Source organism: Planococcus sp. RAB007_Raresut (genome assembly GCF_057369535.1).
This window is the reverse complement of record NZ_JBXYIF010000003.1, coordinates 91,289-105,077: the sequence shown is the minus strand read 5'-3', so window position 1 is coordinate 105,077 and position 13,789 is coordinate 91,289. Positions and strand designations below refer to the sequence as shown.

Genomic DNA, 13,789 nt, shown 5'->3' with positions numbered 1-13,789 from the left:
TAGATTATTTACGAAATTATCTTTCTTCAACTGGAACATATGACTGCATTCCAGGTCCGATATATTCTGCGCGTGGACGGATCAAACGGTTGTTTGAATACTGCTCAAGGATATGAGCCAACCAGCCCGATGTACGTGATACCGCAAAAATCGGTGTGAACAGGTCATGTTCAATGTTTAATGAATGGTAAACAGAAGCAGAATAGAAATCCACGTTTGGTGGAAGATTTTTCTGTCCAGTAACGATTTCATCGATTTTAATCGACATTTCGTACCATTTTTCTTCGCCGCGAATTTTTGTCAATTTCTGAGACATTTCGCGCAAGTGTTTCGCACGCGGGTCACCTTTACGGTAAACACGGTGTCCGAAGCCCATGATTTTTTCTTTATTATCAAGTTTTTCATTGATCACTTTTTCTACATTATCCACTGAACCGATTTCTGTCAGCATTTTCATGACTTGTTCATTGGCTCCACCGTGCAATGGTCCTTTAAGGGCGCCGATTGCAGCAGTAATACCTGAATAAACATCAGAAAGAGTTGCGACAGCAACACGTGCAGTGAATGTTGATGCGTTCAATTCGTGGTCTGCGTGAAGAACCAATGCTTTATTGAAAGCTTCTTCTTCGATATCAGCAGGTGTTTCACCCGATAACATATATAGGAAGTTAGCCGCAAAGCTAAGGTCTTTCTTCGGTTCTACCGGTTCCTGGCCATTACGGACGCGTCCGAATGCAGTCACCAAAGTAGCGATTTTAGCCTGGATGCGGATCGCTTTGCGATAGTTCGCTTCAGGGTTCATCTCTTCAGCTTCTTTATCAAATAGACCCAACATGGATACTGCTGTACGCAGAGCAGCCATCGGATGGACATTCTTGATGTCGTATGTTTTGAAATGATCCAAAACAGCTTTAGGAACTGACATATTGTCAGCCAATTGCTGTTTCAGTTCAGCAAGTTCGTCAGCTTTCGGCAAACGTTGATGCCATAATAAATAAATCACTTCTTCGAAGCTGGCGTTGTTAGCCAGATCATCGATATTGTAGCCAACATATGTAAGCGTGTCATCAATAATAGAACTGATGGCGGATTGTGTAGCTACTACACCTTCTAAACCTTTTGACGATGTCATAAAATTCGCTCCTTCTTCAGTATAATTCATCATCCCACAAAAAAAGGCAGAATGATGATTCATCTGCGTTTATGAAACTCTGATAAGTTCCTTACCTTGTTCATTATAATCAATTAACAGGGCTTTGTGAATGAAAACGCTTGTTTTTCTGTAACTTAGGCAAAAAAAACAATAAAAATACTCGGATTATCCTACTATAACCCGAGTATTTTTCATTTTTTTTTGTATAAAACGGTGAACCAATGGCTTATACAGTTTTTGTGTTGGCGCAAATAACATGCTGAAACCTACAGCATCAGAGATGAATCCTGGTGTCAGAAGCATGACGCCTCCCACCAGAACAAATCCTGCATTTAGAAGGTTTTCGCCAGGCGGCTGGAAATTCGACATCGCATTTTGAATGTCCCCGATCGCTTTTAGCCCCTGTTTTTTGGCAAGGAATGCACCTACCAATCCAGTTGTGATAATCATGGCAACAGTGACAAAGAAACCGATATTATTCGCCGCCCAAATCAGCAGCGCCAATTCAAGAGCCGGAACAACAATCAATAAAGCTATCAGCCTTTTCATGTTGAACGTTCACCTCCCCTATTTCTTACAATACACTTGCATGCCCGTGGTAAATGACACCTGTTTCAGCATCGATAGTAATATCTTCGTTATTTTTGATGACGCTTGTCGCATCTGCCACTCCGACAATTACAGGAATCCCAAGGCTGAGGCCGACAACTGCAGCATGGCTCGTCAATCCGCCTTCTTCTGTAATGAGGCCTGCGCATTTTTCGATGGCTGGCATCATTTCCCGGTCTGTCCCGATGGTTACAAGAATCTTCCCTGTCGTATCCACTGCATTTGCTTCTGCAGCTGATTTAACGACAAGTGACTCTCCGTAAGCTACAGTTTTGCCGATTCCTTGCCCTTTAGCGGCAATATCACCGATTACGTGGACTTTCATCAAGTTAGTTGTACCCGCTTTGCCGACTGGCACACCGGCAGTTATGACTACTAAATCACCATGATCAACATATTCGTGGTTCAAGCTTTCTTCTACCGCTGTAGCGAATACTTCATCTGTAGAAGATACAGGAGTCCCGACAATAGGTTGAACGCCCCACACTAAAGTCAGTTTTTTTGCTGCAATATCAGAAGAAGTAACCGCAATGATCGGTGATTCCGGACGGTATTTCGAAATCATCTTGGCCGTGGTTCCGCTTTCTGTAGGGGCAATGATTGCTTTCACTTTCAAGTTCAAAGCTGTATAAACTACAGCCTGGCCAATTGCTTCAGTCATATTCGCTTCTTTATCTTTTCTTCTATTAGATACAAGCTGTTTGTAATTGAGCGCAGATTCAGTGGTCATTGCAATACGATGCATTGTTTCAACAGATTCAACCGGATAGATACCAGCTGCCGTCTCACCGGAAAGCATGATCGCATCTGTGCCGTCGAAAATGGCATTGGCAACATCACTTGCCTCTGCTCTGGTAGGGCGAGGGTTGCGCTGCATCGAATCGAGCATTTGTGTAGCAGTTATAACCGGCTTACCTGCACTATTGCATTTTTCGATAAGCGATTTCTGCACCAATGGCACTTCTTCCGCAGGAATTTCAACACCAAGATCTCCACGGGCAACCATCAGGCCGTCCGAAACCACGATGATGTCATCTATATTATCGACACCTTCCTGGTTTTCGATTTTTGGAATGATCTGAATATGTGATCCGCCATTCTTTTCGAGAAGTTCACGGATTTCCATGACATCCGAAGCTCTTCTGACGAACGAAGCTGCTACAAAATCCACACCTTGTTCAATGCCAAAGAGAATGTCTTGGGCATCTTTCTCAGTAATCCCTGGCAGCTGTACCGATACGCCGGGCACATTTACGCCTTTTTTGCTTTTCAATGTACCAGCGTTTTCCACGATTGTGTGAATCTGGCCATTTTCTTTATCAATACTTTCGACACGCAATTCAATCAGGCCGTCATCCAATAAGATAATCGAACCTTCGTGCACATCTTCAATCAAGTGATCATAAGTGATTGAGAATTTTTCAGCTGTCCCCAAGACTTCTGTCATTGAAATCGTGATTTTCTGGTTTGTCACCAAATCAATTCCGTCGTTCTCCATCTGATGGGTGCGGATTTCCGGACCTTTTGTGTCGAGCAGAATGCCGACGATCTTACCGGTTTTTTTTGAAGCCTCGCGAATACGCTTAATGCGTTCCGCATGCTCTTCGTGATTGCCGTGCGAAAAATTTAAGCGCGCTACGTTCATTCCTGAATTTATCAGGGCTTCCAGTGTTTCCGGCGATTCACTCGCAGGTCCGATGGTACAAACAATTTTGGTTTTTCTCAATTGACTCACTCCATTTGGCATTTAAATTGATAATTCTTTAGATAAAGTATACAAACTCATATCGGTGTCATGTTCACCGGTAAACGCTTTTGTCATATCATAGTCTACCACTTGATGATTTTTCATGCCAATTGCGCGACCGCCGGGACCGTCCAAAAGAACTTCCACTGCGCGTGCGCCAAAAAGGCTTCCGAGGACACGGTCCCGGCCTGTAGGCGAACCGCCCCTTTGAATATGGCCAAGTACGGATACTCTCGTTTCGAGTTCCACTTTGCCCTGTATCATTTCACCGAGCTCATTAGCGCTCATCACGCCCTCGGCTACAATGATGATACTGTGTTTCTTGCCGCGTTTTTTCCCCTTCTGCAGACGGTCGATCATATCGTCCATATCAAAATCCACTTCCGGAATCAATATGGTTTCTGCACCGCCGGCCAGTCCTGCCCACAAAGCGAGATCCCCAGCATCACGACCCATCACTTCGATGATGAACGTGCGTTCATGGCTCGTTGCCGTATCGCGGATTTTATCGATCGATTCAATGATCGTATTCAGTGCTGTATCAAATCCGATTGTATAGTCTGTTCCCGGAATATCGTTATCGATTGTGCCCGGCACGCCGACACATGGGAAACCTTTTTTCGTCAATGCCATTGCTCCGCGATATGAACCATCTCCACCGATGACAACCAGGCCTTCGATACCGAATTTTTTCAATTGCTCAATTGCACGGTTTTGGCCTTCATCAGATTTAAACTCTTCGCATCTTGCGGAGTACAATTTTGTACCGCCGCGCTGAATAATGTCACCCACATCACCCGCTTCGAGTTTTTCGATATTACCGGCCAATAAACCCTGATAGCCATAATAAATCCCGAAAACTTCCACCTCATGAAAGATTGCTTTCCTGACGACCGCACGTACTGCCGCATTCATTCCCGGCGAGTCTCCGCCACTGGTTAACACTCCAATTCGCTTCATAATCCATGCCTCCTGATCTTCCTGATACTTTATTCACCTTACCACGATTTACAGCCTGCTGTCAGGTCCCTTCCCCTGAATTTCGAAGTAAAATATGTGATCAATAAATTTTGCCGAAAGACATAAAAAAACCGCCGAAGCGGTTTTATTCTGTAAATACGCCGATTGCTTTGAATTTATTGTATCGCTGATCGATCAGAGCCTCTGCATCAAGAGGATTCAATTCGCTCAGGGATTTTTCGATGGCTTCAGACAATAATTGAGCCTGTTTTAACGGATCGTGATGAGCGCCTCCACGGATTTCAGGTATCATCCGTTCGATAATGCCCATGTCGAGAAGATCCGGTGCTGTAATTTTCATGGCTTCTGCTGCAGTTTGCGCCAGAGCAGAATCCTTCCACAGGATCGAAGCAGCTCCTTCCGGTGAAATTACAGAGAAGGTGGAGTTTTCAAGCATCAGGATGTGGTTCCCCACACCAAGCGCCAAAGCTCCGCCACTTCCGCCTTCACCAATTACGATGGAGATGACCGGCACTTCGAGACCTGCCATTTCAACGAGATTTCGTGCAATGGCTTCACTTTGTCCGCGCTCTTCCGCAGCTTTACCGGGATAGGCGCCTTTCGTATCGATCAAACAAATGATCGGCCGTCTGAATTTCTCAGCCTGTTTCATCAGCCGCAATGCTTTGCGGTAACCTTCAGGATGCGGCATGCCAAAGTTCCGGCGTACATTCTCTTTTGTGTCTTTACCGCGTTGATGGCCGATTACCGTTACCGGCTGCCCTTTAAAAGAAGCGATGCCCCCGACGATTGCTTCATCGTCACCGTAAAGACGGTCGCCATGAAGTTCGATGAAATCATCAAAAACATGCGGCACATAATCCAATGTTGTCGGCCGGTTTGGGTGCCGGGCAACCTGAACCCGGTCCCACGGTTTCATGTCTTCATAAATATCAATTTCCAACTTTTCAAGTCTGGCTTCCAGACTATTGATTTCTGCGCTTAAATCCACTTCTGCATTCTCGGTGTATTCTTTCAGTTCCGTTATTTTTTTTCGGAGCTGTATCAACGGCTCTTCAAACGGCAGTGATTTCTGGACTTTCTTAGCCATGTGCCACAGCTCCTTTCGTATGCAATTTAATCAGAGAAGACAAAGTTTTTTGCATTTTATGACGGTGTACAACTGCATCCAGCTGGCCATGAGCCAATAAAAACTCGGCTGTCTGAAAATCTTCCGGCAATTTCTCACGGACTGTCTGCTCTATTACACGGCGTCCCGCAAATCCGATCAGCGCTTTCGGCTCAGCAATATTGATATCGCCTACTGAAGCGAAACTTGCTGAAACGCCGCCTGTTGTCGGATGTGTCAACACAGAGATGAACAATAGACCTTCGTTGCTGTGGCGTTTTAATGCCACACTTGTTTTAGCCATCTGCATCAGCGATAATACGCCTTCTTGCATCCGCGCACCGCCACTGGCCGTGAATATAACAAACGGATAGCCTTTATCTGTAGCAAGTTCGATTGCACGAGTTATCTTTTCACCGACAACCGACCCCATCGAGCCCATGCGGAAATGGGAATCCATTATAGCGGCGACGAGTGGCTGGCCATCGATTTTTCCGATGCCTGTCAAAACAGCTTCATTAAGACCGGTTTTCTTGCTGTCAGCTTCAATTTTTTCGGTGTACCCAGGAAATCCAAGTGGATTTCCTGTTTTCAAATGATTATCGATGGATTCAAAAGAATCTTTATCCATCAAACTTTCTACTCTTTCATGGGCCGTCATTTTGCAATGATGATCACATTTCGGGCAAACCTTCTGCAGCTTCGCCATCTCTTTCGTCAACACGATATGTTTGCATTCCGGACATTTATACATCAATCCCTCTGGTACATCTTTTGCAGCTTTGGAAGGTATTGTCGGATCGTTCCGTTCTCTATTGCGTTTGAATATATCACGAATCATCGTCATCTTTTCCAGTCTCCTTTTGCAGCCATGCAATCCAGATCCTTAAACCGGATGCGGCTTTTTCAGCGTCCCGCTGCCTGATTGCAGCCAAAATATTCTCGAGCATTCCTGTTTCTTCTATTAATATGTGGCCTTTATATGGATTGCCGCTGTACTGCGCCAATAACAGCCAAATCTTTAATGACAGACGGTTTCCTGATAACACCATTATTTCTTTGACAAAATCTTCCCGAAGAAAGAAATCTCCATCTTCAATGCGTTTGGAAAAACCGGTCCACACCGGTAACTGGCTCGAAACAGCATCTCGACAGACAGTCTGGATTGCAGAAATTTCGTGAATCATCCGAGTTTCCCATACATCTTTTTGAGATTGATTATCCTGAAGGATAAAAGTTGAAAGAACTTCCACCAATTGATGATTGCGATGGTCTGATAAAAAAGTGCCTTCTCCTCTGCGGGTTTCGATCAATCCAAGCAACTCAAGACTTCTTAATGCTTCCCGAATTGTTGAACGACCAACTTTCAAGGTTTCAGCCAATTCCCTTTCGGATGGAATCCTGTCGCCAGGCCTGATATTTTCCTGGCTGATCATTTTGCGTATATCCAGGACAATGTCCAAATAACGTTTTGGTTGATTCATAACAGACCTCAGTTTCCATTTTTTTGAAAGTGGTCTGACCACTCATATTCCTACAATACAAAAAAAAACGTCTGACGTAAAGAAAAAACTGCTTTTCCGATTGGAAAAGCAGTTACATACTGATATTTTTACAGATAACCGAGGTCCTGTTCATCCGGTTTTCAATTGTGCCCTGGACTTCAATGATTGCCTGTTCTTTAAGAATGGCATTATATTTCGCATATTCCTCCGGGAATAAAGTGACAGATGCTGGACCTGTATCATCCTGCAAAGTGACAAATGCCATTGCATCGCCTTTTTTTGTTCGGATCCTTTTGACCTCTTCAATCATCCCCAGCACATTCACCCGTTCTTTGTCGCGTTTATGCTTCAGGGATTTCAACTCATCAAAATCTTTTTGCCGCTGTTCTTTTTCCCTTTCGATGGGATGTGTCGAAAGATAAAATCCGAGCACTTCCATTTCCAGATCCAATTTCAAATTCTCCGGAATCGGTGAAGCTTTGGTGTATTTCGGCTTCATAAAGCTTGCACCCATATCATCAAACAGCCCTGGCTCTTCATCCGGTTTAACGAGTTCTGCATGCTTGACAGCACTATCCAATGAGGCGAGCAGCGTTGCGCGGTCAAGTTCGAACTCATCCAGCGCTCCAGCTTTAATCAGCGGTTCAAACGCTTTGCGGGTAAAGTGGATGGCGGAAATCCGCTCAGCTACATTAAATAGGCTGGTGAACGGACCCCCATCTTTTCTGGCCAGAATTATTGCGTTTATAACCGTGCCTGGAACTCCCTTAACACTGTTCAAGCCAATCCGTATTTTATTGTCCTCAATGGTAAAAGACTTAAAGCTGCTTTGGATTGACGGCGGCAAAACAGGAATCTTTTTCTCCTTGATCTCCTGCAGGAGCTGTTTTGTCTTTTCTGCATTGCCTGACGAATTGGCAAGCATTGCAGCATAAAAGTAAATGGGATAATTCGCTTTCATATAAGCGAGCTGATATGAAATCATACTGTAAGCGACCGCATGGCTTTTGGGGAAACCGTAATCAGCGAAGCGCACGATTAAATCGTAGACTTCGGTGGCTTCACTTTCCTTAAAGCCTTTTTTCAAAGCTCCCTGCACAAAATGGACTCTTTCCTGGTCCAGGATTTCACGTTTCTTTTTGCTGACTGCGCGTCTCAGAATATCTGCTTCACCCAGAGAGAATCCAGCCATTCGGGCGGCAATCTGCATGATCTGTTCCTGGTAGACGATGACCCCATGGGTTTCTGACAGTACGGGTTCAAGAATCGGATGAACATAAGTAACATTTTCCTGCTTATGTTTTCTTTTGGCATAGAGTGGGATGAATTCCATCGGGCCTGGTCTGAATAATGCATTGACTGCAACAATATCTCCGAAAGCGGTGGGCTTTATCTGCCTCAAAGCATTTCTCATTCCATCGGATTCCAGCTGAAATACGCCGCTGGTATCCCCGGCCGCCAATATTTTATAAGTATTTACATCATCCAAAGGCAATTTTCGGTAATCGATCGATGTACCGGTCCCCCTGGAAAGAAGTTTTTTAATCTGTTCTAAAATCGTCAGATTGCGCAAGCCGAGAAAATCCATCTTCAATAAACCGATGGCTTCAAGTTCTCCCATCGGCCATTGCGTCAAATAGATTCCTTCGTTCCCTTCTTCAATTGGAATATAATCCACTAATGATGAAGGGCTAAGAATCACGCCAGCGGCATGCGTTGAAGCATGGCGCGGCAAACCTTCCAGCTGCAGCGCAGTTTTGAACCAGGTTTTTCGTTCCTCACGGGCGATGATCCAATCGTTCAATTTAGTATTTTCCTTTAACGCGGTTCGTAAGGTTGTACCCGGTCGGCTCGGAATCATTTTCGAAATGGCATCCAAGTCTTCTGCCTCGAATCCAAAAACGCGAGCCGTATCCCTTGCCACCGCTTTTGCGGATAAAGTTCCAAATGTGATGATTTGTGCGGTTCTGGCCTGTCCGTATTTATTCGCGACATATTCCACTACTTCATGTCTGCGGTGATCGGCAAAGTCAATATCGATATCCGGAAGAGTAACCCGCTCCGGATTCAGGAACCTCTCAAAGAGCAAGCCATGTTCAAGCGGGTCGACATCTGTAATCTGAAGAGAGTAGGCAACCAGTGAACTGGCGGACGAACCACGGCCAGGGCCGGTCATAATCCCTTCATTTCGAGCGAATCTCATAAAATCCGAAACAATCAGGAAGTAATCTATATAACCCATCGATTTAATGACACCAAGCTCATAGTCCAGTCTAGAGAGATATTCCGACGAAACGGAACCCGTGTTCAATCTGCCCTTCAGTCCATCCACACAAAGTTTTTTTATGTACTCCGCTTTATCCACTTGGCTGTCTAAAGGAAAAACGGGCAAAAGCTGCCGATTGGTCTGTATGGTGACTTTACAGCTTAAGAGCATCTGTTCAGCAGCATCGAGCCATTCTGGACGGTCTGAAAACCAATCCTTCAACTCTTCAGCAGTCGGCGCATAAGCGTCTGTATGTTCCGGCTGAAGCCGCTGATCATCTGAAAGTTTCAACCCTTGCCCGATGGCAGATGCCACTTCGTACGCAAACGCGCCTTCCTTTTTTAGATACTTTACTTCTTGAGTCGCCATAATCGGCACAGCGGTCCGGGCACATGCCTCAATGAAACCTGTTTCGTTATCAGAGACATTTCCACCAGGCCGTTGCACACTTCCATAACAAAAATCACCAAAAAGCCGAGAAATATAATCGAAGGCATCATTACGGTTGGTTAATGTCCATTCGACTGAATTAGGTATAACGCAGATGAGTCCTTCTTTATATGCGTTCAGCCATTGTTCCGGGATCGCCTTTCGCTTCCTTGTCGCCAAAGCGCTGGATATCTTCAACAGATTGCCATAGCCTTTATTGGATTGTGCATATAGCACAACCGGATACGGCTGGCCGTCGTATTCCATATACGTTGAAAAGCCGAGCACCCCATGGATGCCGGCTTGATAGCATGCTTCCCAAAATGGCAGCACACCGTATAGTTTCGAATTGACGATTGCGACCGAAGAGGTCCCTTGTTCTTTCAGAAAAGGGAAAAGTTCATCAAGGCGCACCGTACTTTTTAACAGATCGGCTGACGTACTTATATATGGATATGCCATTGACAAAGCAATCCCTCCTTTCTTATTCCGCTGTTGCGCAAATTTCCTTCAGCCGGGCAATCACTTGTTCAGCTTCCTGCCATGAATAAGCTGTAGCTCCGGAAGCCATCGGATGGCCGCCGCCGTTGAACTCTTTCGCCAATTCGTTGATCACCGGTCCTTTTGAGCGAAGACGCACACGAATCTCATCTTCTTCTTCAATGAAAATTACCCAGGCCTTCATTCCTTTAACATTACCAAGTGAGCTGACAAGCAATGAAGTTTCGGTAGCGGTGACTTCAAATTCTTTTAAAATATCCAATGTGATCTTCACGTAAGCGGCGCCGTTTTCATCCATTTTAAAGTTCTGGTACATATAGCCCTGCAGATGCAGAAGCTTTCTTTCCATTTCATACATACCGTTATGCAGCGCATTGCGGTCAAAATCACTCTTGATCAGTTCACCGGCAATCCGGAATGTCTTTTGAGTTGTGCTCGGGAAAAGAAAACGGCCTGTATCGCCGATGATGCCCGCATACAGCTGACGGGCCGCGGATGCCGGCAGCTCCCAGTTTTCCTGATTTTGGCCAACTTCAAATAATTCGTAGATGAGCTCTGACGAGGAGCTTGCGCCTGTATCCACCAACAATAAATCACCGTAAGCATCATCATTCGGATGATGATCAATTTTAATGATTTTTTCCCCTTTTAAATAGCGCTGATCATCAATCCGCTCAGTATTGGCGGTATCGGTGATAATGACAAGTGCTCCATTGTAATCTTCATCAGCGACTTCATCCTGAGTGCCGAGGAATTCCATTGTCAGGTCGTGTTCTCCAGCTGCCAGAATTGTTTTTTCAGGATAATTATGTTGGAGTATGTATTTTAAACCCAGCTGTGATCCGTATGCATCTGGGTCAGGTCTGACATGCCGGTGGATAATGATTGTTTCATACTGTTCAATTGTGTCGATGATTTGACTGTTCATAGGGCATTCCTCCGTTTTTCAAGGAAATCCATTCGCATTCGGGGACGTTTCTCAGTACAATAGAAGAAAGTTTTGGAATACAGGAGGTCCTTATGCTAATTTTCTTTTTTCTAATAATAGTGTCTATCTTGTTTTATTTCTATTATAAAACAAAGCAGTTCCGAGCGACATTGCCAATCCGCAGAAAATGGTACGCATCTACAGCTTCCATATTCCTTGGCAGCTTTGTATTCTTTTTTGGAATAAATCAATTAACGATTTTCCAAAGCGTTGTCACTTATATCATTTCCGGAATCTTTATCGTTTTGGGACTGGCATTGATGATTTATAATTACAAAGCAGCAAGACATTATCATAAGTTCGTTGCTGAAGAAACACGGCTGAACGAATAGCAAATCCCCCTCTGGATGAGGGGGTTTTTTATTGCTTTAACGATCCAGCAATTGGAACGTCAGCATGGCTTTACCGACAATTTCCCCTTCGAATGACACTTCAATATCCACCTTCGCCGACTTACGGCTGATATCCAAAATTGATGGTTTAATGTAAATCAGGGAGTCCAATTGAACCGGCTTCAGGAAATAGATCGTCATATTTTCAAGTACACTGTCTTTACGGTTTTTCGTTTTCAATGCGCTGGTCGCGGCTTCTGACAGGATAGTCGTATAAGCTCCGTACGATATTGATCCATAAGAATTGGTCATTTGTGGCGTTACCCGGAATTCCAACGACAGTTTTTCGTGCGGCTTCATCTGCAATTGGCTGATAATGATGTCGTCTATCGTTTCACCTTGTTGCGGTTGCCGCTGCGCTGTTTGGATGGCTTTCAATACATCCTGCCGGCTGATGACTCCGCATAATTTCCCTTGGTCATCAATGACCGGCAAAAGATCGATTCCTTCCCATATCATCCTGTGTCCCGCAGATGCTACGCTTGTTTGCAGCGTGACCGTGATGGGATCTTTCGTCATAGCTTTTTCAACGCTGTCGTCATCCGTAAAACCGATGATATCCCGCGAGGTCAATATTCCGATTATCCTGCCTGTATCATCAACAACCGGAAATCCGCCATGGGTCGTTTCCTTGTTCAATTCACGATAACGGCTGATTGGATCAAGATGATGAAGATAGTGGGTGTTTTCAAGCGGAATTAATATATCCTCTATCAAAAGAATCTCTTTCTTGATCAATTGGTCATAGATGGCACGGTTGATCATTGTAGCTACAGTAAACGTGTCATAGCTGGTAGAGATAACCGGCAATTCGTATTCATCCGCCAGTTTTTTGACTGTGTCCGAAGCATCAAAGCCTCCAGTCACTAATACAGCTGCTCCAGCTTGAAGCGCATATTCATGGGCTTTGAAGCGATTGCCTACGATCAGCAGGTTGCCCGCTTCCGTATAGCGCATCATGTCTTCCAGCTGCATCGCCCCTATGACAAATTTAGTCAATGACTTATGCAATCCGGTCCGGCCGCCAAGTACCTGGCCGTCCACAATATTGACGATTTCGGCGTAAGTCAGACGCTCAATATTCTCTTTCTTTTTTCGTTCGATGCGGATGGTGCCGACCCGCTCAATTGTGGAAACAAGGCGTTTGTTTTCAGCTTCTTTGATAGCACGGTAAGCTGTTCCTTCACTGACCTGCAATTCCTTTGCAATGCGTCGGACGGATATTTTTTCCCCGACTTCCAGCGTTTCAATATAATCCAGTATCTGTTCATGTTTTGTCGCCATGATTTCACCCATTCTTTCTGCGTTCCTGATGCTTTTAGTGTACCATATTTCCTAATACAGAAACCCCCGAAGAATGATAGCTCTTCGGGGGTTTGGGTTTAAATTTCGAACTGGTCTCCAGCTTTCATTACCTTTACATCGGAACCTTTGACCATCTTCTTGAATTCTTCGGGATCCTGTTTAATCGGCGGAAACGTATTGTAATGGATGGGCACCACAGTTTTCGCTTTAAGAAGCTCTGCCGCATATGCAGCATCTTCAGGTCCCATAGTGAAGAAATCGCCGATTGGCAGAAATGCGACGTCAATGTCATTGCGTTTGCCGATAAGTTCCATATCTCCGAACAACTCTGTATCTCCTGCATGATAGACCGTCTTTCCTTCTGCCTTAAAGAGAATCCCAGCCGGCATACCGCCATAGATCACATCGCCGTCTTCCGTCGTATAGGAGGAACTGTGGAATGCTTTCGTGTATTTGACTGTTCCAAAATCGAATTCCTTTGCACCGCCCAGGTTCATGCCGACGGTTTCAATCCCGAAAGTACCGAGATAATTGGCCAGTTCGACAGGCGCCACAACCGTAGAATCATTTTCTTTAGCGATGTCCACCGTGTCGCCGACATGGTCGTTATGCGCATGTGTAAGAAGAATCATATCGGGTTTCTCTTTGCTGGAATTCAAATCGCAAAGCTTGTTGCCGTCAATGAATGGATCGATTAATATCGTTTTGCCTCCGGTTATAATTTTGACGACTGAATGTCCATGATAAGAAATTTTCATGTTATCCCTCCATTTAAGTATGCGTTCAGTTTCTAGCTGTCTTATAC

The 13,789-nt window shown here is 44.8% G+C and carries 12 protein-coding genes; 1 reads left to right on the top strand and 11 read right to left on the bottom strand.

Annotated elements, in window-relative coordinates:
- Positions 1 to 16: 16 nt before the first annotated feature.
- From citZ to AC2Q9J_RS07095, 9 genes are all read right to left on the bottom strand, one after another.
- Positions 17 to 1,132 carry a citrate synthase gene (gene citZ, locus AC2Q9J_RS07135; RefSeq protein WP_499038453.1) on the bottom strand — a complete coding sequence of 372 codons (1,116 nt, stop codon included), beginning with the start codon at positions 1,130 to 1,132 and terminating at the stop codon, positions 17 to 19.
- 186 nt (positions 1,133 to 1,318) lie between these two features.
- Complete coding sequence (locus tag AC2Q9J_RS07130; RefSeq protein ID WP_499038451.1) at positions 1,319 to 1,702, bottom strand: FxsA family protein; 384 nt, start codon at positions 1,700 to 1,702, stop codon at positions 1,319 to 1,321.
- 25 nt (positions 1,703 to 1,727) lie between these two features.
- The gene (gene pyk / locus AC2Q9J_RS07125; protein ID WP_499038449.1) at positions 1,728 to 3,488 is read right to left on the bottom strand and encodes a pyruvate kinase; all 1,761 of its coding nucleotides are present in this window, start codon (positions 3,486 to 3,488) and stop codon (positions 1,728 to 1,730) included.
- 21 nt (positions 3,489 to 3,509) lie between these two features.
- A complete protein-coding gene (pfkA, locus tag AC2Q9J_RS07120) occupies positions 3,510 to 4,469 on the bottom strand; it encodes a 6-phosphofructokinase (protein WP_499038447.1) in 960 nt (319 codons plus the stop codon).
- A 145-nt stretch (positions 4,470 to 4,614) separates the two neighbouring features.
- A complete protein-coding gene (locus AC2Q9J_RS07115; protein ID WP_499038445.1) occupies positions 4,615 to 5,580 on the bottom strand; it encodes an acetyl-CoA carboxylase carboxyltransferase subunit alpha in 966 nt (321 codons plus the stop codon).
- Positions 5,573 to 6,445, bottom strand: a complete 873-nt coding sequence (gene accD, locus AC2Q9J_RS07110; protein ID WP_499038443.1) for an acetyl-CoA carboxylase, carboxyltransferase subunit beta — start codon at positions 6,443 to 6,445, stop codon at positions 5,573 to 5,575. Before accD ends, AC2Q9J_RS07115 begins: the two co-directional genes overlap by 8 nt.
- Entirely contained in the window at positions 6,429 to 7,082 is a 654-nt protein-coding gene (locus AC2Q9J_RS07105; protein ID WP_499038441.1) for a FadR/GntR family transcriptional regulator, read from the bottom strand. The genes accD and AC2Q9J_RS07105 overlap by 17 nt, the downstream gene beginning before the upstream one ends.
- Before the next feature lie 112 nt (positions 7,083 to 7,194).
- Positions 7,195 to 10,260, bottom strand: coding sequence for a DNA polymerase III subunit alpha (dnaE, locus tag AC2Q9J_RS07100; protein ID WP_499039117.1), 3,066 nt, complete (start codon positions 10,258 to 10,260; stop codon positions 7,195 to 7,197).
- A gap of 22 nt (positions 10,261 to 10,282) precedes the next feature.
- Positions 10,283 to 11,227 (bottom strand): DHH family phosphoesterase, encoded by a 945-nt coding sequence (locus AC2Q9J_RS07095; RefSeq protein WP_499038440.1) that lies wholly within the window; start codon positions 11,225 to 11,227, stop codon positions 10,283 to 10,285.
- A gap of 92 nt (positions 11,228 to 11,319) precedes the next feature.
- On the opposite strand from AC2Q9J_RS07095, the gene AC2Q9J_RS07090 reads away from it, so the two are divergent.
- Positions 11,320 to 11,619, top strand: coding sequence for a YtpI family protein (locus AC2Q9J_RS07090; protein WP_499038438.1), 300 nt, complete (start codon positions 11,320 to 11,322; stop codon positions 11,617 to 11,619).
- Positions 11,620 to 11,655: 36 nt separating this feature from the next.
- Here AC2Q9J_RS07090 and AC2Q9J_RS07085 read toward each other — a convergent pair whose 3' ends face one another.
- Together AC2Q9J_RS07085 and AC2Q9J_RS07080 are read right to left on the bottom strand one after the other, a co-directional pair.
- Positions 11,656 to 12,963 carry a DRTGG domain-containing protein gene (locus AC2Q9J_RS07085; protein WP_499039116.1) on the bottom strand — a complete coding sequence of 436 codons (1,308 nt, stop codon included), beginning with the start codon at positions 12,961 to 12,963 and terminating at the stop codon, positions 11,656 to 11,658.
- A gap of 98 nt (positions 12,964 to 13,061) precedes the next feature.
- Positions 13,062 to 13,742, bottom strand: coding sequence for a metal-dependent hydrolase (locus AC2Q9J_RS07080; protein ID WP_499038436.1), 681 nt, complete (start codon positions 13,740 to 13,742; stop codon positions 13,062 to 13,064).
- Between the last annotated feature and the right edge of the window lie 47 nt (positions 13,743 to 13,789).